The organism is Amycolatopsis sp. NPDC045836 (assembly GCF_056431745.1).
In genome coordinates this window covers 477,694-504,462 of sequence record NZ_JBWKKF010000002.1, presented here as the reverse complement: position 1 = coordinate 504,462, position 26,769 = coordinate 477,694, and the positions used below count along the sequence as shown (strand labels likewise).

Genomic DNA, 26,769 nt, shown 5'->3' with positions numbered 1-26,769 from the left:
CGAGTTGTGACCAAAGATCTTGCTTGCGGGTGCGGTGAGACGGGAATGAATCCGGGCACCGGCCCGTTGAACAGGACACGAGGACAACGTCCTCACGGACGCGAAGGGCCGATTGTATCTCGGTTGGGTAACAACCCGCGATTTCTGGGTTGAACGGCGCAACAAACTACGGCGCTTGGCGTCCTTGAGGGTGAACGGTCTTGAAGTGAGCGGCGGACGCCGTTCATGGTGGATGGATCGGCAGAACTGAACAAGACTTCCCAGCTCCCTCCGGCATGAGGGTCGGGGCCTGCGACCGGAGGGCGGGGAGCGCGGATCGTCGGGGGATGGTCCGCGCACGGCATGAGGGGCCGGTGCGCCACGTCGGGGGTGGCGCCCGGCCCCTCATGTTGCGTTTTCGAAGGCCCTACCGGGCCCGTCGAGCCAGCCGCTCCGGGTCCAGGATCAGCACGCTCTTGCCTTCCAGCCGCAGCCAGCCGCGGTGCGCGAAGTCGGCGAGCGCCTTGTTCACGGTCTCGCGCGACGCGCCGACGTACTGGGCGATCTCCTCCTGCGTCAGGTCGTGGGTGACCCGCAGCAGGCCGGCCTCCTGGCTGCCGAAGCGCTGGGCCAGCTGCAGCAGCGCCCGCGCGACGCGGCCGGGCACGTCGGTGAAGATCAGTTCGGCGACCATGTTGTTCGTCCGGCGCAGCCGCCGGGCCACCACGCGCAGCAGCTGCTCGGCGATCTCCGGGCGGGTGGAGATCCACTGCCGCAGCGCCGGGCGGTCCATCATCACCGCGCGCACCTCGGTCACCGTGGTGGCGCTGGAGGTGCGGGGACCAGGGTCGAAGATCGACAGCTCGCCGAACATGTCCGACGGGCCCATGATCTGGAGCAGGTTCTCCCGCCCGTCCGCGGACTTGCGGCCGAGCTTCACCTTCCCGGACTGGATGATGTAGAGCTTGTCGCCGGGTTCGCCCTCGCTGAAGATCACGTGGCCCCGGGGGAACTCGACGCTCTCCAAGGTCTGCGCCAGCGCCTCAGCCGCGGCAGGTTCCACCCCCTGGAAGATGCCCGCGCGGGCCAGGGTTTCGTCCACCTCGTGCCTCCTCATCGGTGGCGACGCGCGGTCCAGGACGGATGAGCGTGTCGCCGATCACTTGCGTTGCAGTGTAGGGCGTGCCAGCGAGATCGCCTCATGGCTCGCCGGAGCGGGGCGATCGTTGTTCACCCGGACACCGCCCGTCACCCGGACGAGAGGAGTAAAGACGATCTCGGTTGGCGGCAGAGCTTAACTCCGCACCTTGCGGGGCCGCAGCTTGGCCGCCCGTCCACCGAGCCGGCGCAGCCGGAACAGCTCCAGCGCCCGGCCGATGCCGTGGCCGTGCAGCGCCCTGATCTCGTTGGGCTGGGCCTGCTCCAGGAACTGCTCGACCTCTTCCTCCTGCACCGCGACGTGCCGGAGGCGGGTTTCCACGCGTTCCATGATCAGGGCGAAGAACATGATCACCAGCGGTACCGCGATGACGAACCAGACGGTCATAGCTTTCCAGATCCTCGCTTGCAGCTCGGTCCTTTTCGCGCCTGAACTGACGGCGCCCGTAGGCTATCGGGGTGCCGCCCGACAGCCGTGAAGCCCCCCGCAAGGGTGGCGTCCCCGCCCGTTCCGCCGACGGTGAAAGCCGGCTGGCACTGGTGAGACGCGCCCGGCGGATGAAACGTTGCCTCGACGAGGCGTATCCCGGCGCGCACTGCGAACTGGACTTCACCACGCCGCTGGAGCTGCTGGTGGCCGTGGTGCTGTCCGCGCAGACCACCGACGTCCGGGTGAACCAGGTCACCCCGGCGTTGTTCGCGCGCTACCGCACCGCCGCCGACTACGCCGGTGCCGACCGCGCCGAGCTGGAGGAATACCTGCGGCCGACCGGCTTCTACCGGGCCAAGGCGAACTCGCTGCTCGGCCTCGGTGCCGCACTGGTCGAGCGGTTCGACGGCGAGGTGCCCGGCAACCAGGCCGACCTGGTCACCCTGCCGGGGGTCGGCCGCAAGACCGCCAACGTGGTGCTCGGGGACGCCTTCGGTGTGCCGGGGATCACGGTGGACACCCACTTCGGGCGGCTGGTGCGCCGGTGGGGCTGGACCGAGCTGGAGGACCCGGTCAAGGTCGAGCACGCGATCGGCGAGCTGTTCCCGCGCAAGGAGTGGACGATGCTGTCCCACCGGACGATCTTCCACGGCAGGCGCGTCTGCCACGCCCGCAAACCCGCCTGCGGGGCCTGCCCGCTGGCCAGGGACTGCCCGTCCTACGGCACCGGGCCGACCGGGTTCGAAGAGGCCGCCAAGCTGGTCAAGGGGGAGGAGCGCGAACACCTGCTGGCGATGGTGACGAAGTCTTGACCACCGCGACCAAGTGGGCCGTCGCGGCCGGGGTGCTGGTGCTCGCGCTGCTCGTCGCGGTGCTGCCGCAGGTGAATCGCACCACACCCCCGTCGGAGGACCTCGGGCCCGCGCGGGCGAAGGCGGCGCTGGCCGCGTGCACGGCCGGTGCGCCGGGCCGAGCACTCGCCGGGGTGTCCGCGGACTGCCTCGGCGACGGCGGGGCGGTCGACCTCGCGGCCGCCGTGGGCAGCGGCCCGACGCTGGTCAACGTCTGGGCGACCTGGTGCCAGCCGTGCCGCACCGAGCTGCCGGTGCTCGCCGCCTACGCGGCCGAGCCGGGTGCCGCGCGGGTGCTCACCGTGCAGGTCGCCAGCTCACCGTCGGACGGCCTGGAGCTGCTCGCCGAGCTGGGGGTGCGCCTGCCCGCGGTGTATGACGGAGAGGGGCAGACCGGTCCGGTGCGCGGTGCGCTGAAGGTGCCGCCGGCGCTGCCCGCGTCCTATTTGGTCACCCCGGGCGGGGAGGTCCGGTTCATCGAAAACCCGCGCCTGCTCGCCGACGTGGCGCAGGTGCGCGAAGCCGTCGCGAGGTATTCGGCATGACTGGACCCGGACCACTGGTCGACGTCGAGAGCGTGCCGGAGTGGCTGCGCGGGCTGGTGGCCGCGAGCGGTGAGGTGGACGCGTCGGCGTTCACCAAGTTCCACCCGCCGCGGGGCGCGAAGACGCGCCCGGCCGCGGTGCTGGTGCTGTTCGGCGAGGGGCCGCGTGGCCCGGACGTGCTGCTGCTGCGCCGCGCCGACACGCTCGGCTCGCACGCCGGTCAGGTCGCCTTCCCCGGCGGGGGTGCCGACGAGGGCGACGACGGCCCGGTCGGCACGGCCCTGCGGGAGGCCGAGGAGGAGACCGGTGTGGTGCCGTCCGGGGTGCGCCCGGTGGCCGTGCTGCCGGACCTGTGGGTACCGGTGTCCGGCTTCTCGGTCACGCCGGTGCTGGGGCACTGGGTGAACCCTTCGCCGGTGCACGCCGTAGACCCGGGGGAGACCGCGGCGGTCGCGCGGGTGGCGATCGAGGACCTGCTCGACCCGGCCAACCGGTTCCAGGTGCGCCGCAAGGGCTACGACTGGGTGGGACCGGTGTTCGAGGTGAACGGGCTGTTCGTGTGGGGCTTCACGGCCGGCCTCCTGGCCACCGTGCTGCAGCTCGGCGGGTGGACCGGTGACTGGGACCGGACCGACGTGCGGGATCTCGACGACGCGCTGGCCGCGCACGCGGCCCGGTCGCGGGCGGTGTACAACGGTGGCTCCGTGGAGAGGGAGCGATCGTGAACTGGGTCGACGTGCTCGTGGTGCTGCTGGCGGTGCTGGCGGCCATCTCCGGGGCGCGTCAGGGCGTGCTCGTCGCGCTGCCCGCCTTCCTCGGGGTGCTGCTCGGCGCCGTGGCGGGCATCCAGCTGGCACCGCTGATCGTGGAGCTGTTCGACAACCCCGCGCTGCGCGTGGCGGTGGTGGTCGGCGTGGTGGTCTTCCTGGTGGCGCTGGGGGAGACGCTCGGTGTGTGGGCGGGCCGCAAGCTGCGCAACAAGATCAGCTCGCCGAAGCTGTCCGGGGTGGACAACACGCTCGGCGCGGTCGTGCAGGGCCTGGTGGTGTTCGTGGTCGCCTGGCTGATCGCGGTGCCGCTGACCAGCGTGGCCGGGCTGCCTGGGCTGGCCAAGGCGATCAACAACTCCACCGTGCTCGGCGGGGTCGACCAGGTGATGCCGGATTCGGCGCAGGGCCTGCCGAACGAACTGCGCAAGCTGCTCGACGCCTCGGGCTTCCCGTCCATCGTGGCCCCGTTCCAGCAGGCGCCGAAGGCCGACGTGCCACCGCCGGACCAGAACCTGCAGGCGAGCACCGTGGTGCGGCAGCTGCGCGGCAGCGTGCTGAAGGTCCGCGGCAACGCGCCCGCGTGCTCCCGGGCGCTGGAGGGCAGCGGTTTCGTGATCGCGCCGCAGCGCGTGATGACCAACGCGCACGTGGTCGCCGGTACCGACGAGACCGCGGTCGAGACGCCCGAAGGCAGGCTCCCGGCCAGGGTCGTCCACTTCGACCCGGCGGCCGACGTCGCCATCCTCGCCGTGCCGCGGCTGGAGGCCCAGCCGCTCGAGTTCGCCGACCAGCCCGCGCAGGCCGGGGACGACGCGATCGCGCTGGGCTACCCGCTCGACGGCCCGTACACCGCCACCTCGGCCCGCGTGCGGCAGCGGATCACCCTGCGCGGCCCGGACATCTACGACACCAACACCGTGCAGCGGGACGTGTTCACCGTGCGCGCCGGGATCCGCAGCGGGAACTCGGGCGGACCGCTGGTCAACCCGCAGGGCGAGGTGATCGGCGTGGTGTTCGGCGCGGCGGTGGAGGACCCGGACACCGGGTTCACGCTGACCGCCGCCGAAGTGGCCCCCGAGGTGGCAGGTGCCTCCGGCTACGGCGCCGCGGTGAGCACCGGCCCCTGCGCCGCCTAGACCTTGGCGAGGAACTGGATCAGGACCTCGGTGGTGCGCTTCGGCGCTTCGAGGTGCGGGTAGTGGCCGACACCGGCCAGTGAGGTGAACACCGAATCCGGGCCGAGCCAGCGTTGTGACGCCTCGGCCGTGCGCGGCAGCACGCACCGGTCCTCCTGGCCGTGCAGCTGCAGCACCGGCACGCTGCTCGGCTTGTCGGCGGCTTCGGTGAACCGCCTGCCCTCCCCGCGGAACTGCGCGCGGAAGGCCCAGCGGTAGTACTCGAGCGAGCTGTGCGCCACCCCGGGCACCCGCATCGCTTCACGGAACCTCGCCGCCGCTTCGGCGAACTCGGCGGTTTCCGTCCACTTGGGACCAGCCCAGCCGCGCATCAGCCGCTCCACTTCGGCCGCGTCGTCCCGGACCAGCCTGCGTTCGGGCGCCATCGGCACCTGGAAGCCGAAGAGGTGGCCGAACGCGCGCGCCTGGTTGCCGCCCCTGGCGCGCCAGAGCGTGCGGCCCACCGCCCCACGCAGGGCCAGCGGGTGCGCGGCGCCGAGCGCGCCGACCGACGCGGCGACCCGCGGGTGCAGGGTGGCCGCGGTCCAGGCGAGCAGGCCGCCCCAGGCGTGCCCGACCAGGTGCGCGCGGCGTTCCCCGAGCGCCTTGACCAGCCCGGCGACGTCACCGGCCAGCGTCCACGCGTCGTACCCGCGTGGTGGTTTGTCGGAATCCCCGTACCCGCGCAGATCGGCGGCGACCACCCGGTACCCGGCCTCGGCCAGCCCGGTCAGCTGGCGGTGCCAGGCCCACCAGAACTCGCCGAACCCGTGCAGCAGCAGCACCAGCGGCCCGGTGCCCAGTTCGGCGACGTGCAGCCGGATGCCGTTGGCCGAGACGTCGCGGTGGGTCCAGGGCCCGTCGATCCGCACGATCGACGGATCGGGACCAGCTCGCACGGCTGGCTCAGTCGCGCACCGCGGGGAGGCCGTCCCCGGAATGCTGGCGCGGCTTCAGCGCGGCGGCGGTCTCCTTGACGCTGTCGATCGTGCGTTCCGGCGCGCGGATCTTCTTCACCTTGCGGTAGCCGAGGAAACCGCACAGCGCGGCGACCACCAGCATCAGCGCGAACACGATGCCGAAGGCGGCCCAGCGCTGCAGCCACTCCGACAGCAGTTCACCGAGGAAGAAAAAGAAGAAGAACGAGCTGTACAGCGCGACGACCAGCGCGATGAGGAAGAAGACGCTGCCCTTGACGCCCTTCTTGACCTCGCCGACGACCTCCGACTTGGCCAGTTCGACCTCGGCGCGGACCAGCGTCGACAGGTGCTGTGTGGCGTCCTTGACCAGCGCACCGATCGACTGGTCCCCGTTGCGCTCGCGGTCGTCGGACAGCGGGAGGTAGGGGACGGCGCCCATGCCATCGGCATCGTTGAGTTGGTGCTTGGGGCTGCTCACGGCGTTCATCGTGCCACGTGTCGCCTGATCGGGCTCGGCGGGCGCGCCATCAGTCCCCGGTGACTTCGGTGTTCCCGGTACCCCCGTGCACCCGGCTGCGCCGCAGCAGCAGGGCCGCCGCGGCGAGCGAGGCGAACGCGGAGGCGATCAGCACCGCCGCCTTCGCCTGCTCGGCCTGCGCTCCGGACAACGCGAGATCGGCGATCAGCAGGCTCACGGTGAAGCCGACCCCGCCGAGCACCGACAACGCGGCCATGTCCCGCCAGCCCATGCCCCGCGGTTTCGCGGCGAAGCCGAGCCGCACGGCCAGCGCACTGGCGCCGAAGATGCCGATCAGCTTGCCGGCGACCAGCCCGAGCATGATCGCCAGCGGGAGCGCCGAGGTGAACACCGAGGCGAGCGCGTCGCCGTCGATCTGGATGCCCGCGGCGAACAACGCGAACAGCGGCACGGCCAGCGCCGCCGACCACGGCTGCAGCCGGTGCTCCAGCCGGACCGCCGGTGCGTGCTCCTCACCGTCGTCGGCGCGGACGCGGGTGAGCAGGCCGAGCGCGACGCCGGCGATGGTGGCGTGGATGCCGGCCGAGTGCACCGCGACCCAGGTGATCACCGCCAGCGGCACGTACAACCACCACGCGCGCACCCGCCGGTGCTGGAGCCAGGCGTACACCGCCAGCGCGACCAGCGCGACCGCCCCGGCCAGCAGGTTGAAACCGGTGGTGAACACCACGGCGATCACGAGGATCGCGCCGAGGTCGTCCACCACGGCCAGCGAGAGCAGGAAAACCCGGGCGCTGCTGGGCAGGTTCGACCCGGTCAGCGCCAGCACGCCGAGCGCGAAGGCGATGTCCGTGGCCACCGGGACGGCCCAAGCCCGCTCCATGCCCGGCTCGCCCCAGCCGATGCCCAGCGCGAGCACCGCGGGCACCACCATGCCGCCGAGCGCGGCGAAGATCGGCAGCACGGCCTGCTTGACCTTCGACAGCTCGCCGACCACCAGTTCGCGCTTGAGCTCCAGCCCGGCGACGAAGAAGAACAACGCCAGCAGGCCGTCCTTCGCCCAGTCCCCGATGGACAGATCGAGGTGCAGGAAGTGCGGCCCCAGCTGGAAGTCGCGGATGGCGCGGTAGGCGTCGCCGAGCGGGGAGTTGGCCACCAGCAGGGCGAGCGCGGTGGCGGCGAGCAGGATCAGCCCGCCGGTGGTCTCGGTACGCAGGTAACGCGCGAATTCAGCGGCCTTGCCGGGGAAGCGGGATTCCGGGGTGTGCACACGAGCTCCGATTCCGGGGTCGGGTCAACCGTCGCCGACCAGACTTCCCGGCACACCTTTACGGGATTTTAGCGCCCGAAAGGGTCATCGCAGTAGCGCGAGTGGGCCTCGACACGCGTGACTTGTCAGACGGCACCGTCAGGACGACCGGACCTGTTCGTTGTTCACCGGCGGTCCTACCATGCGCTTCGACAACGTTTTCGAACAACGATGTCTCGGAACAGGACGGACACATCGTGAGTAAAACCTCTACCGAGGTGGGCAAGGACAAGGGGTTCTTCGGGCACCCACGAGGGCTGGCGAACCTCTTCGGCGTCGAAATGTGGGAACGCTTCTCGTTCTACGGAATGCAGGGCATTCTCGCCATCTACCTCTACTACGCCACCACCGAAGGCGGCCTCGGCCTCGAGCAGTCGACCGCGCTCGGCATCGTCGGCGCCTACGGCGGCCTGGTCTACCTCTCCACCGTGGTCGGCGCCTGGGTCGCCGACCGCCTGCTCGGCTCCGAGCGCACGCTGTTCTACAGCGCGTTGCTGATCATGGCCGGGCACATCAGCCTCGCGCTGCTCCCGGGGTACGCCGGGGTCGGCGTCGGCCTGGTGTGCGTCGCCCTGGGCAGCGGCGGGCTGAAGGGCAACGCCACCGCGCTGGTCGGCGGCCTCTACGGCGAGCACGACGAACGGCGCGACGGCGGCTTCACCCTGTTCTACATGGGCGTCAACCTCGGTGGCTGGATCGGCCCGCTGCTCACCGGGCTGGCGCAGGAGGAACTGGGCTTCCACTACGGCTTCGGGCTGGCCGCGATCGGCATGGCGGCCGGGCTGGTGCAGTACACGCTGGGGCGGAAGAACCTGCCCGAGAGCGGCCGGGTGGTGCCGAACCCGCTGCCCGCGAACCGGCGTCCGCTGGTGCTCGGCGTGGTGGTCCTGGTGGCCGCGTTGATCGTGGTCGCCGTGCTGACCGGGTTCGTCACCGCGGAGAACCTGTCCGACCGCACCATCCTGGTCATCGTGGTCGCTTCGGTCGCCTACTTCGCGATGCTGCTCACCAGCAAGAAGACCACTCCGGTGGAGCGCAGGCGGGTCACCTCGTTCATCCCGATGTTCATCGCCAGCGCCGCGTTCTTCGCCTTGTTCCAGCAGCAGTTCACCGTGATCGCGGCGTACACCGACGAGCGGCTGGACCGGAACCTGTTCGGCTGGGAGATGCCGGTGTCCTGGATGAACTCGGTGAACCCGGTGTTCATCCTGCTGCTCGCGCCGGTGGTGGCGGCGGTCTGGACGAAGCTGGGTGACCGGCAGCCGTCGTCGCCGCTGAAGTTCGCGCTCGGCACCGGCATCGCCGGGGTGTCGTTCCTGCTGTTCGTGCCGCTGGCCGGTGGTGGCCCGGCGTCGACCCCGCTGCTCGCGCTGGTCGGCATCATCCTGGTGGTGACGCTGGCCGAGCTGAGCCTGTCACCGGTGGGGCTGTCGCTGTCGACGAAGCTGGCACCGGAGGCGTTCCCCACCCAGATGGTGGCGCTGAACTACCTGTCCGTGGCGCTGGGCACGGCGCTGTCCGGCTGGCTGGCGCGGTTCTACAGCCCGGACAACGAGGTGCCGTACTTCGGCACCCTCGGCGCGATCTGCATCGGCATCGGCGTGCTGCTGGTGCTGGGCGCGCCGTTCATCCGGAAGTTGATGTCGGGCGTGCGCTGAGCGTGGGAGGATGGGAGCCGCTTTCGTCGCTGAGGGGGAGTCTTGCGGGACAAGATCTACGCCGTGCTGACCACCGTGGTGGGCGTGTTCCTGCTGATCGGCGGCATCGTGACCCTCAGCGACGATTCGGTGAAGTGCGGCAGCCGGACCATGGAGGCCGGCGACACCTGCGTCGAGTCCTCCCGCCGCGGTGGCTCCTCCACCGAGCGGTCGATGGAGGAGCAGCGCGGGGACAACACGCGGACCGGGTGGCTGCTGCTCGGCGGCGGCGTGGTGATGCTGGTCGGCGGTGGCTTCTGGACGATCAGCCAGTTCCGGAAGAAGCGCCCCGCCGGGCCGCCGCCCGGGCAGTTCCCCGGTCCGCCGCCGGGGCAGCTGCCTCCGGGCCCGCAGGGCCACCCGCCCGCACCGCCGCAGGGTTACGCGACCCCGCCGCAGGGGTACGGCCAGCCGCAGTGGTACCCGCAGCAGCAGGGATATCCGCAACAGCAGGGACATCCCCGGCAACAGGGGTACCCGCCGCCGCAGTACCCACCGCGCTGAGCCGCGCTCAGCCGATCGGGTCGGGCAGCGGGCGGACCCGGTAGCTCAGGTCGATGGTGTTCCCGGTGGCCGGGTCGCCGAGTTCCACCCGCCACGACGAGGCGAACTGGTTCACCCCGTGGTGCATCGGGATGGTGCCGGAGATCAGCACCACGCCCGGTTCGTACCAGCCGCGTGAGCGCAGCACGTCCAGCCAGTACCCCGGCGTCAGCAGTTCCGCCAGCTTCCCGTGCTGGATCTCCACCCCGTCCGCCCAGGCGCGCAGCACGAGGTCGTCCAGCCGGTCCTCGACGTCGACCAGGCGCCACGCCCGGCGCGCCAGCACGTCCGGGCTCGCGTTCTTGCTCCACGCCACCCCGTGCACCTCGAGCGCGCGGTCGGTGTGGTCGCAGGCCGCGGTCAGCAGCACGTCCTCCGGTGCCGGGCCGGTGATCACCAGTGCCCATTCCGCCTCACCCGAGGTGCGGTCGTGCTGCACCGGCACCTCGTCGGCCTGGCTGGCCAGGTAGGGCGCCACCGGGTACAGCGCGGGTGTGGTCGACGGCGCGGGCACGCCCAGTTCGGCCAGCTCCGCCACGTGCGCGGCGACGTCGTCCTGGCTGCGGCCGGCGTAACCCGCGTTGAGCAGCGTGTGCACGTCCGTGTGCACCTCGCTGCCGTCCGGCAGGGTGAAGCTGAGCCGTGGGTACTCCGGCATCGGACCTCCTGACCTGGGATTTCTTTATTGGGGCTTGCGCATGCAAGATGTATACAACCAGTATTACCGCAACTCGGCACAACAGCCAAACGGGGTGTGAGCGATGACTGCACAAGAACAGGTGGACGGCCGCTCGCTGCGGCGCGCCTTCGCGGCGAGCCTGTCCGGAACGGCACTGGAGTGGTACGACTTCGCCGCCTACTCGGTCGCCGCGGCGACGCTCTTCGGCGACTTGTTCTTCCCCGCCGGTGACAAGCTGGCGGGCACCATGGCGGCCTTTTCCACCTACGCCGTCGGTTACCTGGCCCGCCCGCTCGGCGGTTTTGTCTTCGGCAGGCTCGGCGACGTGATCGGCCGCAAGCGCGTGCTGGTGTTCACGCTGATCCTGACCGGCGTCGCCACCTTCCTGATCGGCGTGCTGCCCACCTACGAGAGCATCGGCGGGCTCGCCGCGGTGCTGCTGGTCGCGCTCCGCTTCGCCCAGGGCGTCGGCATCGGCGGCGAGTGGGGTGGTGCGGTCCTGCTCTCCAGCGAATTCGGTGACCCGCGCAAACGCGGGTTCTGGGCCTCCGCCGCGCAGGTCGGCCCGCCCGCGGGCAACCTGCTCGCCAACGGGGTGCTCGCGCTGCTCGCCGTGCTGCTGACCGAGGCGCAGTTCGACTCGTGGGGCTGGCGGGTCGCCTTCCTGCTCTCCGGTGTGCTCGTCCTCTTCGGGCTGTGGATCCGGCTGAAGCTGGAGGAAACCCCGGTGTTCAAGCAGATCGCCGAGAAGGGTGACCGGCCGGAGGCGCCGATCTCCGAGGTGTTCAAGCACGAACGCCGCGCGCTGGTCGCCGCCGTGCTGATCCGCGTCTGCCCCGACGTGCTGTACGCGTTGTTCACCGTCTTCGTGCTGACCTACATGACGCAGGAACTGGGCATGTCGCGTGGGGAGGGGCTGACCGCGGTGATGATCGGCTCGGCCTGCCAGCTGGTGCTGATCCCGGCCGCCGGCGCGCTGTCCGACCGGGTCAACCGCCGCAAGCTGTACCTGGCAGGCACCATCGCCGCCGGGATCTGGCCGTTCGTCTTCTTCCCGATGGTCAGCGGTGGCTCGTACGCCGCGGTGGTGGTCGGCATCGTGCTGGCGCTGGTGATCCACGCGCTGTTGTACGGCCCGCAGGCCGCGCTGGTCACCGAGCAGTTCTCGCCGCGCCTGCGGTACACCGGCAGCTCACTCGGTTACACCCTGGCCGGCGTGGTCGGCGGGGCGCTGGCGCCGCTGCTGTTCACCGCCTTGTTCGCCGGGTTCGGCACCTGGCTGGCGATCGCCGCCTACGTGCTGGTCACCGCGATCGTCACGGTCATCGGCGTGCTGCTCGGCCGCGACCCCGACCCGGCGGAGTACGAGCCGCGGGCGCAGGCCGATCAGCTGGTCAACTGAAGCTTGAGGGTGGTGCCGAGGTGGTGGTCGATGGCGGCGTGCGTGGCGGCGAGGTCCCCGGCCGCCAGGCCGTCGACGATCGCCCGGTGCTCCTCGCAGACGGTGAGCTGGCGGTTCGGGCAGGCGAACAACGCGACCAGCCCGGCCCGCAACTGCCGGTCGCGCAGCCCGGCGTAGGCCTTGCTGAGCATGGCGTTCCCGGCGGCGTCGATCAGCAGCGTGTGGAAAACCGTGTCCAGCTCGATGAATTCGCGGGCCTGCGCCGGATCGTCCAATTCGGACTGCTGCCGCAGGGTGGCGCGCATCGGCTCGACCGGCGCGCCACCACCGGCGATCGTCTTCTCCGCGGCGAAGCGCTCCATCATGCCGCGCAGCTCGATCAGCTCGGACAGGTCGCGGCCGGTGAGCGGGGCGATGTAGGCACCGCGGTTGGGCACGAGCTGGACGAGGTCCTCGGCGGCGAGCATCAGCAACGCCTCGCGGATCGGGGTGCGCGAGACGCCGATCCTGGTCGCCAGGTCCTGTTCGCTGATGAACTGGCCCTGCGCTTCGGGATCCGGCAGCACCGAGCCCTTCAGGAACTCGTAGGCCCGCTCGCGGCCCGATCGCGCGGCCATCCATCCCCCTCAGAGTTTGTATACGACCTGTATACGAATAGTACATGCCACGGCACTGGAGGACGTGAGCCAAATGAAGGAACACCGCTACGCCACGACCGTCACCTGGACGGGGAACCGGGGCGAGGGCACCGCCCGCTACCGCGACTACTCGCGGGCGCACGACGTCTACATCCCGGGCAAACCGCTGCTGGCCGGCTCGTCCGACCCGGCCTTCCTCGGTGACCGCACCCGCTGGAACCCCGAGGAACTGCTGGTCGCGTCGCTGTCGGAGTGCCACATGCTCTGGGTGCTCGCGCTGGCCGCCGCCCGCAAGGTGGTGATCACCGGCTACACCGACGAGGCGGACGGGGTGATGGTGGAGAGCCCCGACGGCGGCGGGCAGTTCCGCGAGGTCACCCTGCGACCGGTGGTCACCGTGGCCGAGCCCGGCATGGTGGCGGCCGCGGAGGAACTGCACGAGGTCGCGCATTCGAAGTGCTTCATCGCGCGTTCGGTGAACTTCCCGGTCAAGCACGAGCCGAGGACGCGGTCATGAGCGACTGGCAGGAGTTGTCCACTGTGGAGGGGCAGCCGCTGGTCGGCGGCACCGGCACCTTCCGCACCAGGGAGAGCCTGGATTCCGGGCTGCTCTACGAAATCCGGTATCCGGCGGGAGTCGGTTCGCCGGAGCACCGGCACGACCACGACAGCACCATCTACCTGCTTTCGGGTGAACTGCGCGGCACCGTCGGCGGCCGCGAGGTCCGGCTGGCGCCCGGGGAGACCGTGGTGCACCCGCGGGACGTGCCGCACACCGTCGTGGCGGTGGTGGACAGCCACTGGCTGGAGTTCAAGTCACCGCTGCCGTGGCGGGCTCCGCTGAGCACCTGAACGAAATCGGGGCTGCCGCGATTGGTCGCGACAGCCCCGATCCCTGCTGGAGCAGGTTTACTGCTCGAGTTCCGCGAGGGCCTTCTTGGCCTCTTCCAGCTCGGCTTCGAGCTGGGCCACCTTCGCCTGCTGCTGCTCGCGAGCGGCGTTGATGACCTCGTCGATCGGGCCGGACAGCTCCTCGTGCAGCTCCTTGGCCGCGCGGGACACCGCGGCCGCCGGGACCTCGATGCCGCGGGCGATCCACTTGCTGCCGTGCTTGAGTTCCGCCTGCCATTCGCCGTCGGCGGTGCCGGTGACGGTCAGCGTCAGCTCGACGGTCCTGGTCTTCTTGGCGGTGGTCGGGCCCTTCGGGCGGCCGCGCTTGGGCTTGGCCTCCTCGGTGGCGGGCGTCTCGGGAGCATCAGCCTGGCCGTTCTCGGCGACCGGCTCCGGCGCCGCGGCCGGCGCCTCGGGTTCTGTCAAGGCATCCACGGTCATCGCAGGTCTTGTCTCCTTGCCGCATAGATGGGTTCTCCCAGCGCGACAGCTTAGAACATGCGTTCGATCACCGCGCGCCGGGGGTGGTCCAGTGTGACCGCCCCCGGCACGCGGGTGGAACCGGGGTTACTCCTCGGACTTGCCGGAGTTGAGGCCGGAGGAGATCAGGTCCATCACCGACGAGTCGGCCAGCGTGGTCACGTCGCCGACCTGCCGGTTCTCCGCCACGTCACGCAGCAGGCGGCGCATGATCTTGCCGGACCGGGTCTTCGGCAGCTCGGGCACGACCATGATCTGGCGCGGCTTGGCGATCGGGCCGATCTCCTTCGCCACGTGGTTGCGCAGCGCGGTGATCGCCTCCTCGCCCTTGGCCTCGTCCTGCGCCACGCCGCCGCGCAGGATCACGAACGCCACGATGCCCTGGCCGGTGGTCGGGTCGGAGGCGCCGACCACCGCCGCCTCGGCCACCGTCGGGTGCGACACCAGCGCCGACTCGACCTCGGTGGTGGAGATCCGGTGCCCGGACACGTTCATCACGTCGTCCACCCGGCCCAGCAGCCAGATGTCGCCGTCGCCGTCGTACTTCGCCCCGTCACCGGCGAAGTAGAAGCCCTGGTCGGCGAAGCGCGACCAGTAGGTGTCGCGGTAGCGGTCGTTGTCGCCCCAGATCCCGCGCAGCATCGACGGCCACGGCTTGTCCAGCACCAGGTAACCGCCACCGCCGTGGCCGACCTCGTTGGCCTGGTCGTCGACCACCTTCGCGGAGATGCCCGGCAGCGCGCGCTGCGCCGAACCCGGCTTGGCCTCGGTGACGCCCGGCAGCGGCGAGATCATGATCGTGCCGGTCTCGGTCTGCCACCAGGTGTCCACCACCGGCGCCTTGCCCGCGCCGATGTTCTCCCGGTACCAGATCCACGCCTCCGGGTTGATCGGCTCGCCGACGCTGCCCAGCACGCGCAGCGAGGACAGGTCGTACTTCTCCGGGATCTCCTTGCCCCACTTCATGAACGTGCGGATCAGCGTGGGCGCGGTGTAGTAGATGGAGACCTTGTACTGCTGGATGATCTCCCAGTGCCTGCCCTCGTGCGGGGTGTTCGGCGTGCCCTCGTAGACCACCTGCGTGGCGCGGTTCGCCAGCGGCCCGTAGACGATGTAGCTGTGCCCGGTGACCCAGCCGATGTCGGCGGTGCACCAGTAGACGTCCTTGCCCGGCTTGTGGTCGAACACGTTGTGGTGCGTGTACGCGGCCTGGGTCAGGTAACCGCCCGAGGTGTGCAGGATGCCCTTCGGCTTCCCGGTGGTGCCGGAGGTGTAGAGGATGAACAGCGGGTGCTCGGCGTCGAAGGCTTCCGGGGTGTGCTCGTCGGACTGCGCGTCGACCAGGTCGTGCCACCACACGTCACGGCCGTCGGTCCACGGCACCTCGCCGTCGAGCTGGTCGCCGGTGCGCTTGACGACGATGACCTTCTCCACCGACTCCGCGCCCTCGAGCGCCTCGTCGACGTTGGCCTTCATCGGCGCCGCCTTGCCGCGGCGGAACTGGCCGTCGGAGGTGATCACCACGCGTGCCTGCGCATCGTCCACCCTGGATCGCAGCGCGGCGGGGGAGAAACCACCGAACACCACGCTGTGCAGCACCCCGAGGCGGGCGCAGGCGAGCATCGCGATGATCGCTTCGGGCACCATCTGCAGCTGGATCGCCACCCGGTCGCCCGCGACCAGCCCGAGCGAGGACAGGGCGTTGGCGGCCTTGGAGACCTCGCGCTTGAGGTCGGCGTAGGTCAGGTCCCTGGTGTCACCCGGCTCGCCGACCCAGTGGATGGCGACCTGGTCGCCGTGGCCGTCGTCGACGTGCCGGTCCACGCAGTTGTAGGCGACGTTCAGCTTGCCGCCGACGAACCACTTGGCGAACGGGGCGCCGGACCAGTCGAGCACCTGCGTCCACCGGGTCTCCCAGTGCAGCCGTTCGGCCTGCTTGGCCCAGAACGCCTCGCGATCGGCGTCGGCTTCGGCGTAGAGGTCGGCGGTCGCGTTGGCCTGGGCGGCGAATTCGTCGCTTGGCGGGAAGGTCCGGCTCTCGTTGAGCAGATTGTCGAGCGCCGGCGACTGCTCGGTCATGGTGCGCTGCCTCCTGATTCGCGAATCCTGGGCTACCCCGGAAGGGCACCGTAGCGACGTTGGTACCCGAAGTAAAAGGTTGCTCCGAGGTTACACACGAGCCAGTGGACCGGCTGGTCCGCAGCTTGACCGCTGGACGCGGACGAACGGTGCCTCAGCCCAGCCGAGCGGCCAACCGGTCGCGCACGAACGGCCATTCCGGTTTGGTGACGGAATACAGCACGGTGTCCCGGATCGAGCCGTCCTTGCGGATCCGGTGCCCGCGCTGCACGCCCTCGCGCACCGCGCCGAGCCGTTCGATCGCGCGCTGCGACTGCTGGTTGTTGATGTCGGTCTCCCAGGCCACCCTGTTCGCGCCGATCTCGTCGAAAGCGTGCTGCAGCAACAGGAACTTGGCCTCGGTGTTCACCGCGGTGCGCTGCCACGGCCGGCCGAGCCAGGTGTGCCCGATGCTCAGGATCCGGTGCTTGGCCACGATCCCGTAGTAGGAGGTGGTACCGGCGACGGCCCCGGTCCGCTGGTCGACCTGCGCGAAGGCGACGCGGTCCGGTTCGGCGAGCACCTCGGCGACCATCGCTTCGGCTTCGGCGTCGGTCCGCGGCTGGAACCCGCTCAACCAGGTCCAGACCACTGGGTCGGCGCCCGCTTCGCGGAGCCCGGCGGCGTGGTCGGTGGTGAGCGGTTCGAGGCGCACGTGCTTGCCGATGAGCGTGGGGCAGCGGGTCCATTCGTTGATCACGGAGTCAACCTACGAAAGCCAAGTGGCCTCGGCACAGAGCCATTTTCACCCAAATCCAGCAGTCCACTTGGCCTGTGCCTATGCTCCAGCGGTGGCAGAACGCGAAGAGCTGACCTGGGAACTGTTCGGTGCGGCGAGCCGGGAGCTGGCCGAGGAGGTCGCCGGTGACGGGTACGACCCCGACCTCATCCTGTCCATCGCCCGCGGTGGGCTCTTCGTCGCCGGCGCGCTCGGGTACGCGCTGGACGTGAAGAACCTGCACGTGATGAACGTGGAGTTCTACACCGGCGTCGACCAGCGCCTGGACCTGCCGGTGATGCTGCCGCCGGTGCCGAACGTGGTCGACCTGACGCAGAAGAAGGTGCTGATCGCCGACGACGTCGCCGACACCGGCGCCACGCTCAAGCTGGTCCGCGACTTCTGCGCCGACCACGTGGCCGAGGTGCGCTGCGCGGTGGTCTACGAAAAGCCGCACTCGGAGGTCAGCTGCGACTACGTGTGGCGGCGGACGGACAAGTGGATCAACTTCCCGTGGTCCTCGCAGCCGCCGGTGGTCTCGCGGAGCGGGCAGGTGCTGGACGCGTGACCGATCCGCTCGCCCCGCTGCTGGACCTCGACGGCGTCGCCGCCGCGGTGAAGTCCGCCCAGGACGCCGTGTTCGCCGTGCACCGCCACCCGGCCAACCTGCGCGCGGGCGCCGCGACCGCCGCCGAAGCCTCGGTCCGCGCCGCCCGCGCGTCGGCCGGGATCGACGGCGGTGACCCCGACATCCCCGCCGAGGGTTCGGTCAGCGACCCGGTGCTCGCCGGATCGCTGCGCGCGGCCGAGGCGGCGGAAGCCCTGCTGCCGGTCTGGCGCCGGGCACCGCTGCAGGCGCTGGCGAAGCTGCACGTGCTGGCCGCCGCCGACCTGACCGCCGACGCCGATTCGCTCGGCAGGCCGCGCCAGGGCACCGCCGGGCGCCTCGACCTGCTCGCGCAGCTGGTCACCGGGGCCACCTCGGTGCCCGGCCCGGTGCTCACCGCGGTGGTGCACGGTGAACTGCTCGCGCTGCGGCCGTTCGGCACCGCGGACGGGGTGCTCGCCAGGGCCGCCGCGCGGCTGGCGATGGTGGCCTCCGGACTGGACCCGAAGGCGCTCACCGTGCCCGAGGTCGCCTGCTTCCGGCACGTGCGGAAGTACACCGCGGCCGCCGAGGCGTTCGCCTCGGGCGAGCCGGACGGTGTGCGCGAGTGGTTGCTGTTCTGCTGCCAGAGCTACGAAACCGGGGCGCGGGAAGCCACCGGCATCGCGGATTCCGCCGGCCCCTAGGAGGCGCGCATGTGCAGCGACGCCAAGGCGTTGCGCACGTGCCCCTGGTTGGCGTCCAGCGCCTTGCCCGCCGTCGCGGTGTCCACTCCGGACAGCAGGTGCACCAGCGCCACCTTGAGGTCGTCCCCGGACTCGGCCAGCGCGTCGGAGCAGTCCTGCTCGCTCATCCCGGTGGCCTCGCGCAGGATGCGCACGTTGCGGCCGCGCAGCTTCGCGTTCGTCGCCCGCATGCTGACCATCAGGTTCGAGTAGGTCCGGCCGAGCTTGATCATCGTGGCGGTGGAGAACGCGGTCAGGATGATCTTCTGCGCGCTGCCCGCCTTCATCCGGGTGGAGCCGGCGATGGCCTCCGGCCCGGTGTCCACCGCGATCAGCACGTCCACCCCCGGCACGTTCTGCGACCGCGGGTTGCCCGAGACCAGCGCCGTCCGGCAGCCGGCCTCCGACGCGGCCGCGAGCGCGCCGAGCACGTACGGGGTGCGCCCGGAGGCGGTGAGGCCGAGCACGAAGTCGCCCGGCTGCACCGACTCGCGGAGTTCGGCGGCACCGGCGGCGTCGTCGTCCTCGGCGTTCTCCACGGCCTGCCGCAGGGCACGAGGCCCACCGGCGTGGTGCGCGACGAACCAGTCGTCGGGCACGTTGAAGGTCGGAACGAGTTCGGCCGCGTCGAGCGTGGCGAGCCTGCCGGAGGTCCCGGCCCCGACGTAGTGCACGCGGCGCCCGGCCCGCAGGGCTTCCACCGCGAAGTCCACGGCGCGGGCGAGCTGCGGCAGGACCGCGTTGACCGCGTCCGGGACCAGCTTGTCCTCGGCGTTGAGCGCCCCGAGGATGCCCACGGTCGACATCAGGTCGATGTCCATCGTGCGGGGGTTCCGCTGCTCCGTCGGGGAGTCCACGTGGACCACCTGGCGGCGCAGGCCGACCAGCGGCCGAACGGTGTCCTTCACCTTCACATCACTCATTTCCCGGTCTCCCTTGGCCGGCGGCGGCCGTCCGGCCGGACGCCGAGCCGGTGGTGGCCGACGGCGTCGCGGGTGGCGTCGAGCGCGGACACCGCGGCGTCCATGTGCCGCTGCGCCACGCCGATGAACATGCAGTCGATGACGGTGAGCTGGGCGATCCGGCTGGCCGTGGCCCCCGAGCGGAAGGTGGTCTCCCTGGCCGCGGTGGTGAGCACGTGGTCGGCCACCTCGGTGATCGGGGAGCGGGGGAAGTTGGTCAGCGCGACGGTGATGGCGCCGTGCTCACGGGCCACGCGCAGCGCTTCCACGGTGTCGGTGGTGGCGCCGGTGTGCGAGATGCCGACCGCGACGTCGCCGGGTTTGAGCACCGCGGCCGAGGTCAGCATGATGTGCGTGTCGGACCAGGCGAAGCTGACCCGGCCGATGCGGTGCAGCTTCTGCTGCAGGTCGGCGGCGACGAAGGCGCTGGCGCCGACGCCGTAGACGTCCACCCGGCCGGCGCCGGCGATCAGCTCGATCACCCGCTGCAGGGCGGCCACGTCGAGCTGGTCGGCGGTCTCCTCGACGGCGCGGGCGTCGGCGAAGCTGACCTTGCCGATCACCGCGGCCAGGTCGTCGTCCGGGCCGATCTCGCCGCCGAGGTTGCGGCTGGAGCGGGCCTCGGTGCGCGCGGTGTCCGCGGCCAGCGCGATGCGCAGCTGCGGGTAGCCGCCGACGCCGATGGCCTTGCAGAACCGGGTCACCGTGGTCTCGCTGGTGTTGGCCGCCAGCGCCACCTCGGTGATGCTGCGTCTGGCGACGCTGGAGGGGTCGTCGAGCACGACTTTGGCCACGCGCTGCTCCGCTCTGGCCAGGCCGGGCAGCAGCGACCGGATCCGGACCAGCGGGCTGGCCTCGGATTCCCGCACCACGGCGGGTGCTTCCGGCGCGGAGTCCGCGACGGGCTCGGGGTTGGTCACCGTGGGAAACTTACTAACCGTAGGAATCTGCGACAAGGCAACCCACACCCTTCGAAGGAGAGTGCCACCCGACGGTGTCTCCTGGTCGGGCAGCTCATGCTTGGTTGCTGTGAAAGTCGCTAACCAGGTCGAAGATGTTAACGTTCACTTGTTAACAACTTCGCAACTTGCTACACCCAGTGAAACTATCTGTGGTGATTGGCCCAAACGGGTAACGATGTTGTGACTTGTCGTAGAAGATTCAACAACTTGGCGCTTGTTCAATGAGCGCTTGGTGACTCAGCGATTACGCAACTGCCATCCCTCGGGCGTTACAGCTCCCGGCGCGCGTTCCAGGTCGAGGACCGTGTTACCGGACACAACGGCCTTAACGCCGTCCAAGAGCACGCCGCGGGCCGTGTACGCCTTGTCCGTGCTGTAACGCCAGCGCAGGGCCACTTTTCCACGCGGGGGGAGCAGCGCGGAGACGGTCCACCAAGCTCGGTGGCCGGTGCCCGACAGCGCTGTCACCGCCCCGCCGGGCGCACCGGGACCGGCGGCCCGGAGTGACACCGGCTGCCAGGTTGTCCCGTCCACCGAGGACTCCAGCACCAGCTGATCGGTCGTCTCGGTGTCGACGAAGGTGTCGAAGGTCACCCTCAGCGGGCGGTCACCGACGGTGAGCGGTGCCGTGGTGAGGGTGGCCGTGGACTGGTTGCCGATTTGCGACACCCACGCGTCCGGCCCGTGCTTCGGCGGCACCGCCAGCGCCCGCGACAGCCCGGTCGCCCAGGCCTCCCTGGCCACGTTGATCGAACCCCAGTTCCGGGTCGGGTGCACCCGGTTGGTCAGCAGGACGGCGATCGAGCGGGACAGCGGGTCGATCACCAGCGAGGTGCCGGTGAACCCGGTGTGCCCGGCGGTGGCAGGCGAGGTCAGCCCGCCCATGTACCAGAGCTGGTCCAGCTCGAAGCCCAGCCCGTGGGCGTCACCGGGGAAGTCCTGGTTGTAGTCGGTCAGCATCTGGCGGACGCTGTCCTCGCGCAGGATCCGGTTGCCGCCGTAGGCACCGCCGTTCAGGATCGCCTGCCCCAGCCGGGCCAGGTCGGCGGCGGTGGAGAACACCCCGGCGTGCCCGGCGACCCCGCCCAGCGACCAGGCGTTCTCGTCGTGCACCTGGCCGCGGACCAGGCCCCGGTCCGGCACCGCCATGAACTCCGTCGCGGCGATCCGGTCCAGCTTCCCGGCCGGCGGGTTGTAGCCGGTGTCCACCATGCCCAGCGGTTCGGTGATGCCCTCGCGCACCCGCACGTCCAGCGGCTGCCCGGTGAGCCGTTCGACCAGCACGCCCAGCGTGATCAGGTTCAGGTCGGAGTACTCGTAGGTGCTGCCCGGTTCGTACTTCGGCTTGACGTCCATCACCGCTTTGAGGCGCGCGGCCTTGTCCGGCCAGTCGCGCCACAGCGGCAGGAACGGCTCCAGCCCGGAGGTGTGCGTGAGCAGCTGCACGACGGTGATGCCGGCCTTGCCGTTCACGCCGAACTCCGGCAGGTAGGTGCGCACCGGCTCGTCGACGTCCACCTGACCGCGTTCCACCAGTTGCATCACCGCGAGCGAGGTGAACAGCTTCGAGATCGAGGCGAGGTCGAAGATGGTGTCCATCCGCATCGGCACCTGCTGCCCGGCGGGCAGTTCGGTACCGGCGGCGTCGGCGTAGCGCAGGGCGAACCCGGCGGTGTGCGTGTTGACCACCTGACCGTCGTGGACCTGCAGGCCCACCGCACCGGCGAACAGCGGGTGGCCGGTGGCGTCCGGCCGGGTCCAGGCGTCGATCCGCTGCTCGGCCGCCAGCAGCGGGGCCGGGTCGAGCCCGGCCTCCTCCGGGGTGGCCGGGCGCAGGGCGGTGCCCGGCGGGGCGAAGCCGGGCTGCGGCCGGTCGAACCGGCCCGCCGCGGGCTGGCTCTCGGCGGCGGCCACGCTCGAGGTCATGCCCGCCATGGTGACCGCCGCGATCGCGATCAGCGCGCCCAGCTTCATGTGTCCCCTCTTCATCTGTAGAGCAGGTACTGCCGCCGCCTGCGGTCGAAGTCCGCCAGCTCGCCCTGCCACGCCCCGACGACCTCGTCCACGCCCGCCCCGGCGTCGACCATCGTCCGCAGCCGCGTGGAACCGGAGAGCTTGTCGATGAAGTTGTCCGGCCGCCAGGCGAACAGGTCCGGGTGCGTCTTCTTCGCGGTGACCAGCATCGCGACGCCGGTGCGGATCGCGTCGAACGACCGCGCGTCGGTGACGGTCAGCTGCACCCCACCGCAGGTCTTGCCGACGAACTTGCTGAACGTGGGCACGAAGTAGTTCTCGCGGAACCGCGCACCCGGCAGGTCCAGCTCCTCGAGCGCCGCCCGCCAGCGCCAGTCCAGTTCGGGCGCGCCGACCATCTCGAACGGCCGGGTCGTGCCACGGCCCTCCGAGAACACCGTACCTTCGAACAGCCCGGTGCCCGGGTACGCCAGCGCGGTGTCCGGCGTGGGCATGTTCGGGCTGGGCGGGGTCCACAGCAGACCCGTTCCGGCGAAGAAGGTGTCCCGGCGCCAGCCCTTCACCTGGACGATCTCCAGCTTCGGCAGCTGCACGCCCTCAGCCGGCAGGAACTCGCCCGCGAAGAACCGGGCCAGCTCGCCGACGGTCATGCCGTGCTGCTGCACGATCGGCTTGCGCCCGATGCCCGAGGCGAACGCCGGGTCCAGCATCGGCCCGTGCGCCCGCCCGCCGAGCGGGTTCGGCCGGTCCAGCACGACGAACGCGGCACCGGTCTTCGCGGCGGCCACCATCGCGGTGTACATGGACCAGATGTAGGTGTAGAAACGGGCGCCGACGTCGGCGATGTCGAACACCACGGTGTCCACCCCCGCCTTGGTCAGCATTCCGGCCAGCTTGGTGGCGTCGGCGCCGTACGCGTCGTACACCGGGACGCCGGTGCGCGGGTCCACGTAGTCGCCCTCGGACCCACCGGCCTGCGCGCTGCCGCGGAAGCCGTGCTCCGGCCCGAACACGGCCACCGGCTTGACGCCCGCCGCCACCATCGAGTCCACCGTGTGCTCCAGGTTCGCCAGCACGCCGGTCGGATTGGACAGCACGCCGAGCTTGCGCCCGGCCAGCTGCTGCCAGCCCTGCCTGGCCAGCTGGTCCGCGCCGGTCAGCACGGTGGGCCGCGTCCTGGTCTCCTGCGCGCTCGCGCTGCCCGCGGTCAGCAGTGAAGCCGCCGCGGCGCCGCCGAGCAGGCGCCTCCGGGTGAAGCCCATGGCGTTACCAGCTCAGTCCGTGGCCGAAGGGGAACAGCACCTCACCGCTGGCTGCCGGGATGTTCACCGGCAGCTTGCCCCGCGGCGCGATCTCGCCCTTGAGCACCTTCGCCAGCGAGTTCATCGTGACCTCGCGCCAGTCGTAGGTGACCGCCCAGGTCGGCACGTCCGCGTAACCGGGGTCGTACGGTTCCTGCACCGCCACCGCGAGCACCGGCTTGCCGGTGGCCCGCAGCGCCTTGACCAGGTTGACCTGGTTGGGGCTGGTGCGCAGGCCGTTGGTCAGCACGACCACGGTGTCCGCGGTCTTCGCGGCCTCGACCGCCTTCGCCACGGTGTCCGGGTTCGAGCCGGTGCCGGTGGACAGGCCGGTGGCGCCCAGCGCCTTGGCCAGCGCGGCGACCGGTTCGGCGCCGTAGCCGGGGTAGTCCGGCCGGTTCCAGCCGGTGACCAGCACCTTGCCCGGGTTGGCCAGCGGCAGCAGGTGCGCGTCGTCGCGCAGCACGGTGGTGGTGCGATCGGTCAGCGCCTGCACGTCGGCCAGGTGCCGCGGCGTGCCCACCTTGTTCTTGACCGCGTTCACGTCGGCCATCGGCTTGGCGAACACCCCGCGCTTGAGCTTCAGCTTGAGGATCCGGATGACGCTCTCGTTGATCCGGTTCTCGCTGATGCGGCCGCTCTTCACCGCGTCGAGCACCCCGTTGATCGCCACTTCGAGGTCCGGCGGCATGAGCATCTGGTCGACGCCTGCCTCCAGCGCCAGCACCGGGATCTCGCTGTCCGGGTGCAGCTTGCGCACGCCCGCCATCTGCAGCGAGTCGGTGACCACCACCCCGCGGTAGCCGAGTTCACCGCGCAGCAGGTCGCCCATGATCGGCTTGGACAGCGTCGCCGGGTTGCCGGACGGGTCCAGGCTCGGCACGGTGATGTGCGCGGTCATGATCGAGTCGGCCCCGGCGTCGATCGCGGCCCGGAACGGCGGCAGGTCGATCTCCCGCCACTCCTGCTCGGTGCGCTTGATCACGGGCAGCCCGGTGTGGCTGTCCTCGGCGGCGTCACCGTGGCCGGGGAAGTGCTTGGCGGCGGTGGACACCGTCTCGGTCGCGCGGCCGGAGCGCTGGTAGCCGTCGATCTCCGCGGTGACCAGCGAGCTGGCCAGCGCCGGGTCGGACGAGAACGAGCGCGAGCCGATCACCGGGTTGAGGTGGTTGGAGTTGATGTCCGCGTCCGGCGCGAAGTTCTGCGAGATGCCCACCGCCCGCAGCTCCTGGCCGTTGACGGTGGCCAGGCGCCGGGCGTCTTCGGCGCTGCGGCCGGCGCCGACGGCCATGCTGCTGGGGAACTCGGTGGCCGGCTTGCCGAGGCGGGTGACCCGGCCGCCCTCCTGGTCGATCGAGAGGATCAGCGGCAGCCGGGCGCCGGAGTTCATCGCGGCCCGCTGCAGGCCGTTGGAGAACTTCGCCAGCTGGACCGGGTCGTCGATGTTGTCGGTCCCGGCGTTGTTGAAGTAGATGACCCCGCCGACGCCGAACTTCTGCACCACCTCGGCCGGGGTGCCGACGCCGTACTTGTTCTGGTTGCTCGGGTGCACCTCGTCGGCCGACTTGCCGAAGACGTCGGCGACGAACAACTGGCCGACCTTCTGCTCCAGGGTCATCGCCGCGAGCGACTGCTGTGCCTCGTCCCGCACCGCTCCCGGGTTCATCGCGGAAGCGGGGACCGCTCCGGCGACCCCGGTGGTGGCGAGCAACGCGGCCAGCGACGCGGCGAACGCATGTTTCCTCCGGGGGTGGTTCCGCGGGCGTGCGATCCTCACGTCGGCCTCCCTGTTCTGTTCTGCTTGGCGGACAGGTACAGCCGGCAAGGCGTGGGCGACTCACCTGTTGGGACCGGCACCGGGAAGCTACTAACCGAAGCAGCGCAGGTCAACGACCCGCTGTGCCGTTCGGCGTACGCAGCGCTCACACCGTGATTTCGGCGTGTCATGAATTTCGGGCCCCGAACGTGCTGCAGGCGGCGCCGACGAATCGGCGCCGCCTGCTCGCGCGGACTGCTGGGTTACCAAGCGTGCAACTCCAGTCGTACCTACCTGGACTCGGCGTCCGGCGTCCCGGTACGCAATCCCTAGACGACAAGCCTCCCGCGGCGTGCTGCGCGTGGGTGCCCGGAGTCCGCGCACGGAGTTCTTTCGGGGTGGAGCGGGGCTTCTCTTCGCCTCGTCCCTGGCCGACAAGATGTCCGCACTCACTTTGTACGCCAGTGATGCCGGTCACTTCAAGGGCGCGATCGGGTGCACCGTTACAGAGGCCCGATCAAGTGACCCGGGCACCCTGCGCTACCAGCGGTTATGGCATCCGGGTGGACTTGTCAGGAGCGGTTCTTGCGGCGCCTGGACAGGCCGTAGAAGGTGGCTCCGGCGGCCACCGCGCCGAGGCCGACGGCGAGCGCCGGCCCGGCGAGGCGGCTGCGCAGCGGCACGGGGTGGGTGAACGCGAGCACCGGCCAGCCGCGCTCGGCCGCCAGCCGCCGCAGCACCCGGTCCGGGTTGACCACGTGCGGGCTGCCGACCACTTCGAGCAGCGGGATGTCGGTGCTCGAGTCGGTGTAGGCGGCGCAGGCGGCGAGGTCGTACCCGCGCTCGGCGGCCAGCCGCTTCGCCGCGACGGCCTTGTTCTCGCCGTAGCAGTAGAAATCCACTTCACCGGAGTACCGGCCGTCGACGATCTGCATCCGCGTGGCCACGCTGTGCGTGGCACCGAGCATCTCGGCGATCGGGGCCACCACCTCCTCGCCGGTCGCGGACAGCACGATCACGTCGTGGCCCTTCTCGCGGTGCTCGGCGATCAGCTCGGTGGCCTCGGCGTAGACCAGCGGGTCGACCACGTCGTGCAGGGTTTCGGCGACCAGCGCGCGCACCTGCGAAACGTCCCAGCCGCGGCACAGCGCGGAAATCTCCGCCCGCATCCGCTCGGTCTTGCCGGCATCCGCGCCCGAGAGGGAGAACACGAGCTGGGCGTACGCGCTCTTCAACGCGGCGCGCCGGTTGATCAGGCCGCGGCTGAGCAACGGCTTGCTGAAGGCGAGCGCGCTGGACGAGGCGATGATCGTCTTGTCGAGGTCGAAGAACGCGGCCACCGGTGGCGGTGGCGTGGAGCGGGGTTCTGCCACCGGTCCACAATAGGCGTGGCCCCGGCACCCTTCCCCGGCGCGGGCGGAAATTCCACGACAGGCGCGGGTCGGCGCGCCGGAGTTCCGTTACCGAATTGTGGGCGTCTTGAACAGCGATATCGCGCTGAGCGGGTGGTTACAGTGGTGAGGCCCGGTGTCACCCGGGCCGGTTCAGTCCGACCCCCCGGGGCTGGACCTACAGCGACCCCCGCCCCTCCCCCCTGGCGGGGGTCGCTCTGTTTCCGGGGGTGTGCACTACTTGTCCACAACCGCCGAGTTGTCCACAGCGGACAACCTCGAGCTTGTCCAGCCCCCGCCGCCGGGTGAC

The 26,769-nt window shown here is 70.6% G+C and carries 27 protein-coding genes; 11 read left to right on the top strand and 16 right to left on the bottom strand.

All coding sequences use genetic code 11. The annotated features are described in order from the left end of the window. Window positions 1-406: 406 nt before the first annotated feature. The gene (locus AC07EG_RS05230) at window positions 407-1,081 is read right to left on the bottom strand and encodes a Crp/Fnr family transcriptional regulator (RefSeq protein ID WP_113694953.1); all 675 of its coding nucleotides are present in this window, start codon (window positions 1,079-1,081) and stop codon (window positions 407-409) included. Between the two features lie 192 nt (window positions 1,082-1,273). Continuing rightward, the gene (locus AC07EG_RS05225) at window positions 1,274-1,525 is read right to left on the bottom strand and encodes a hypothetical protein (protein WP_478251733.1); all 252 of its coding nucleotides are present in this window, start codon (window positions 1,523-1,525) and stop codon (window positions 1,274-1,276) included. Between the two features lie 170 nt (window positions 1,526-1,695). Here AC07EG_RS05225 and nth point away from each other — a divergent pair, with 170 nt between their 5' ends. The 4 genes from nth to AC07EG_RS05205 are packed head-to-tail and all read left to right on the top strand — an operon-like array spanning window position 1,696 to window position 4,869. Next, the gene (nth, locus tag AC07EG_RS05220) at window positions 1,696-2,379 is read left to right on the top strand and encodes an endonuclease III (RefSeq protein WP_478251732.1); all 684 of its coding nucleotides are present in this window, start codon (window positions 1,696-1,698) and stop codon (window positions 2,377-2,379) included. Continuing rightward, complete coding sequence (locus tag AC07EG_RS05215; RefSeq protein WP_478251731.1) at window positions 2,376-2,963, top strand: TlpA family protein disulfide reductase; 588 nt, start codon at window positions 2,376-2,378, stop codon at window positions 2,961-2,963. The genes nth and AC07EG_RS05215 overlap by 4 nt, the downstream gene beginning before the upstream one ends. After that, window positions 2,960-3,688 carry an NUDIX hydrolase gene (locus AC07EG_RS05210; RefSeq protein ID WP_478251730.1) on the top strand — a complete coding sequence of 243 codons (729 nt, stop codon included), beginning with the start codon at window positions 2,960-2,962 and terminating at the stop codon, window positions 3,686-3,688. The genes AC07EG_RS05215 and AC07EG_RS05210 overlap by 4 nt, the downstream gene beginning before the upstream one ends. Then, window positions 3,685-4,869: a MarP family serine protease gene (locus AC07EG_RS05205; protein ID WP_478251729.1), complete on the top strand. Its 1,185-nt coding sequence runs from the start codon at window positions 3,685-3,687 to the stop codon at window positions 4,867-4,869. Before AC07EG_RS05210 ends, AC07EG_RS05205 begins: the two co-directional genes overlap by 4 nt. On the opposite strand, the gene AC07EG_RS05200 is transcribed toward AC07EG_RS05205, so the two are convergent. From AC07EG_RS05200 to nhaA, 3 genes are read right to left on the bottom strand one after another with little or no spacing between them, the layout of a single operon-like run. Further along, window positions 4,866-5,807 carry an alpha/beta fold hydrolase gene (locus tag AC07EG_RS05200; RefSeq protein WP_478251728.1) on the bottom strand — a complete coding sequence of 314 codons (942 nt, stop codon included), beginning with the start codon at window positions 5,805-5,807 and terminating at the stop codon, window positions 4,866-4,868. The genes AC07EG_RS05205 and AC07EG_RS05200 overlap by 4 nt on opposite strands. Before the next feature lie 7 nt (window positions 5,808-5,814). Continuing rightward, entirely contained in the window at window positions 5,815-6,315 is a 501-nt protein-coding gene (locus AC07EG_RS05195) for a phage holin family protein (protein WP_478251727.1), read from the bottom strand. Between the two features lie 40 nt (window positions 6,316-6,355). Beyond that, window positions 6,356-7,576 carry a Na+/H+ antiporter NhaA gene (gene nhaA / locus AC07EG_RS05190; protein ID WP_478251726.1) on the bottom strand — a complete coding sequence of 407 codons (1,221 nt, stop codon included), beginning with the start codon at window positions 7,574-7,576 and terminating at the stop codon, window positions 6,356-6,358. Window positions 7,577-7,812: 236 nt separating this feature from the next. On the opposite strand from nhaA, the gene AC07EG_RS05185 reads away from it, so the two are divergent. After that, the gene (locus AC07EG_RS05185; RefSeq protein WP_478251725.1) at window positions 7,813-9,273 is read left to right on the top strand and encodes a peptide MFS transporter; all 1,461 of its coding nucleotides are present in this window, start codon (window positions 7,813-7,815) and stop codon (window positions 9,271-9,273) included. Between the two features lie 42 nt (window positions 9,274-9,315). Further along, entirely contained in the window at window positions 9,316-9,816 is a 501-nt protein-coding gene (locus tag AC07EG_RS05180; RefSeq protein WP_478251724.1) for a hypothetical protein, read from the top strand. 7 nt (window positions 9,817-9,823) lie between these two features. Here the strand turns inward: AC07EG_RS05180 and AC07EG_RS05175 are convergent, their stop codons facing one another. After that, complete coding sequence (locus tag AC07EG_RS05175) at window positions 9,824-10,513, bottom strand: DUF2848 domain-containing protein (RefSeq protein WP_478251723.1); 690 nt, start codon at window positions 10,511-10,513, stop codon at window positions 9,824-9,826. Between the two features lie 103 nt (window positions 10,514-10,616). On the opposite strand from AC07EG_RS05175, the gene AC07EG_RS05170 reads away from it, so the two are divergent. Beyond that, entirely contained in the window at window positions 10,617-11,936 is a 1,320-nt protein-coding gene (locus AC07EG_RS05170; RefSeq protein ID WP_478251722.1) for an MFS transporter, read from the top strand. Here the strand turns inward: AC07EG_RS05170 and AC07EG_RS05165 are convergent. Next, window positions 11,921-12,553, bottom strand: coding sequence for a GntR family transcriptional regulator (locus tag AC07EG_RS05165; RefSeq protein ID WP_478251721.1), 633 nt, complete (start codon window positions 12,551-12,553; stop codon window positions 11,921-11,923). The two genes, AC07EG_RS05170 and AC07EG_RS05165, sit on opposite strands and share 16 nt — an antisense overlap. Window positions 12,554-12,626: 73 nt before the next feature. On the opposite strand from AC07EG_RS05165, the gene AC07EG_RS05160 reads away from it, so the two are divergent. Both AC07EG_RS05160 and AC07EG_RS05155 read left to right on the top strand, forming a co-directional pair. Then, window positions 12,627-13,091 carry an OsmC family protein gene (locus tag AC07EG_RS05160; RefSeq protein ID WP_478251720.1) on the top strand — a complete coding sequence of 155 codons (465 nt, stop codon included), beginning with the start codon at window positions 12,627-12,629 and terminating at the stop codon, window positions 13,089-13,091. After that, window positions 13,088-13,426: a cupin domain-containing protein gene (locus AC07EG_RS05155; protein ID WP_478251719.1), complete on the top strand. Its 339-nt coding sequence runs from the start codon at window positions 13,088-13,090 to the stop codon at window positions 13,424-13,426. Before AC07EG_RS05160 ends, AC07EG_RS05155 begins: the two co-directional genes overlap by 4 nt. Window positions 13,427-13,483: 57 nt before the next feature. On the opposite strand, the gene AC07EG_RS05150 is transcribed toward AC07EG_RS05155, so the two are convergent. The 3 genes from AC07EG_RS05150 to AC07EG_RS05140 form a co-directional block, all read right to left on the bottom strand. After that, on the bottom strand, window positions 13,484-13,906 hold the full coding sequence (locus AC07EG_RS05150; protein ID WP_478251718.1) for a DUF6319 family protein: 423 nt from the start codon (window positions 13,904-13,906) through the stop codon (window positions 13,484-13,486). A gap of 126 nt (window positions 13,907-14,032) precedes the next feature. After that, window positions 14,033-16,024 (bottom strand): acetate--CoA ligase, encoded by a 1,992-nt coding sequence (acs, locus tag AC07EG_RS05145; RefSeq protein ID WP_478251717.1) that lies wholly within the window; start codon window positions 16,022-16,024, stop codon window positions 14,033-14,035. Window positions 16,025-16,178: 154 nt separating this feature from the next. Further along, window positions 16,179-16,760: a GNAT family N-acetyltransferase gene (locus tag AC07EG_RS05140; protein WP_478251769.1), complete on the bottom strand. Its 582-nt coding sequence runs from the start codon at window positions 16,758-16,760 to the stop codon at window positions 16,179-16,181. A gap of 94 nt (window positions 16,761-16,854) precedes the next feature. Here AC07EG_RS05140 and AC07EG_RS05135 point away from each other — a divergent pair, with 94 nt between their 5' ends. Together AC07EG_RS05135 and AC07EG_RS05130 are read left to right on the top strand one after the other, a co-directional pair. Continuing rightward, window positions 16,855-17,349 (top strand): phosphoribosyltransferase, encoded by a 495-nt coding sequence (locus AC07EG_RS05135; protein ID WP_478251716.1) that lies wholly within the window; start codon window positions 16,855-16,857, stop codon window positions 17,347-17,349. After that, window positions 17,346-18,074, top strand: coding sequence for an oxidoreductase (locus AC07EG_RS05130; protein ID WP_478251715.1), 729 nt, complete (start codon window positions 17,346-17,348; stop codon window positions 18,072-18,074). The genes AC07EG_RS05135 and AC07EG_RS05130 overlap by 4 nt, the downstream gene beginning before the upstream one ends. Here AC07EG_RS05130 and AC07EG_RS05125 read toward each other — a convergent pair. From AC07EG_RS05125 to AC07EG_RS05100, 6 genes are all read right to left on the bottom strand, one after another. After that, complete coding sequence (locus AC07EG_RS05125; protein ID WP_478251714.1) at window positions 18,071-19,036, bottom strand: N-acetylmuramic acid 6-phosphate etherase; 966 nt, start codon at window positions 19,034-19,036, stop codon at window positions 18,071-18,073. The two genes, AC07EG_RS05130 and AC07EG_RS05125, sit on opposite strands and share 4 nt — an antisense overlap. Next, window positions 19,033-19,995 carry a MurR/RpiR family transcriptional regulator gene (locus AC07EG_RS05120; protein WP_478251713.1) on the bottom strand — a complete coding sequence of 321 codons (963 nt, stop codon included), beginning with the start codon at window positions 19,993-19,995 and terminating at the stop codon, window positions 19,033-19,035. Before AC07EG_RS05120 ends, AC07EG_RS05125 begins: the two co-directional genes overlap by 4 nt. Before the next feature lie 279 nt (window positions 19,996-20,274). After that, window positions 20,275-22,026, bottom strand: a complete 1,752-nt coding sequence (locus AC07EG_RS05115; RefSeq protein ID WP_478251712.1) for a serine hydrolase domain-containing protein — start codon at window positions 22,024-22,026, stop codon at window positions 20,275-20,277. Further along, window positions 22,023-23,273 (bottom strand): exo-beta-N-acetylmuramidase NamZ family protein, encoded by a 1,251-nt coding sequence (locus AC07EG_RS05110; RefSeq protein WP_478251711.1) that lies wholly within the window; start codon window positions 23,271-23,273, stop codon window positions 22,023-22,025. Before AC07EG_RS05110 ends, AC07EG_RS05115 begins: the two co-directional genes overlap by 4 nt. A 4-nt stretch (window positions 23,274-23,277) precedes the next feature. Beyond that, window positions 23,278-25,083, bottom strand: a complete 1,806-nt coding sequence (locus AC07EG_RS05105; protein ID WP_478251768.1) for a glycoside hydrolase family 3 protein — start codon at window positions 25,081-25,083, stop codon at window positions 23,278-23,280. Between the two features lie 557 nt (window positions 25,084-25,640). After that, window positions 25,641-26,441, bottom strand: a complete 801-nt coding sequence (locus AC07EG_RS05100) for an HAD family hydrolase (RefSeq protein ID WP_478251710.1) — start codon at window positions 26,439-26,441, stop codon at window positions 25,641-25,643. Between the last annotated feature and the right edge of the window lie 328 nt (window positions 26,442-26,769).

What these genes read in the sequence shown, in the direction of transcription:
- AC07EG_RS05225 (WP_478251733.1), bottom strand. Translation starts at nt 1,525, where the DNA reads ATGACCGTCTGGTTCGTCATCGCGGTACCGCTGGTGATCATGTTCTTC.
- AC07EG_RS05115 (WP_478251712.1), bottom strand. Translation starts at nt 22,026, where the DNA reads ATGAAGAGGGGACACATGAAGCTGGGCGCGCTGATCGCGATCGCGGCG.
- acs (WP_478251717.1), bottom strand. Translation starts at nt 16,024, where the DNA reads ATGACCGAGCAGTCGCCGGCGCTCGACAATCTGCTCAACGAGAGCCGG.
- AC07EG_RS05165 (WP_478251721.1), bottom strand. Translation starts at nt 12,553, where the DNA reads ATGGCCGCGCGATCGGGCCGCGAGCGGGCCTACGAGTTCCTGAAGGGC.
- AC07EG_RS05160 (WP_478251720.1), top strand. Translation starts at nt 12,627, where the DNA reads ATGAAGGAACACCGCTACGCCACGACCGTCACCTGGACGGGGAACCGG.
- AC07EG_RS05125 (WP_478251714.1), bottom strand. Translation starts at nt 19,036, where the DNA reads ATGAGTGATGTGAAGGTGAAGGACACCGTTCGGCCGCTGGTCGGCCTG.
- AC07EG_RS05155 (WP_478251719.1), top strand. Translation starts at nt 13,088, where the DNA reads ATGAGCGACTGGCAGGAGTTGTCCACTGTGGAGGGGCAGCCGCTGGTC.
- AC07EG_RS05170 (WP_478251722.1), top strand. Translation starts at nt 10,617, where the DNA reads ATGACTGCACAAGAACAGGTGGACGGCCGCTCGCTGCGGCGCGCCTTC.
- AC07EG_RS05175 (WP_478251723.1), bottom strand. Translation starts at nt 10,513, where the DNA reads ATGCCGGAGTACCCACGGCTCAGCTTCACCCTGCCGGACGGCAGCGAG.
- nth (WP_478251732.1), top strand. Translation starts at nt 1,696, where the DNA reads ATGAAACGTTGCCTCGACGAGGCGTATCCCGGCGCGCACTGCGAACTG.
- AC07EG_RS05210 (WP_478251730.1), top strand. Translation starts at nt 2,960, where the DNA reads ATGACTGGACCCGGACCACTGGTCGACGTCGAGAGCGTGCCGGAGTGG.
- AC07EG_RS05195 (WP_478251727.1), bottom strand. Translation starts at nt 6,315, where the DNA reads ATGAACGCCGTGAGCAGCCCCAAGCACCAACTCAACGATGCCGATGGC.
- AC07EG_RS05110 (WP_478251711.1), bottom strand. Translation starts at nt 23,273, where the DNA reads ATGGGCTTCACCCGGAGGCGCCTGCTCGGCGGCGCCGCGGCGGCTTCA.
- AC07EG_RS05150 (WP_478251718.1), bottom strand. Translation starts at nt 13,906, where the DNA reads ATGACCGTGGATGCCTTGACAGAACCCGAGGCGCCGGCCGCGGCGCCG.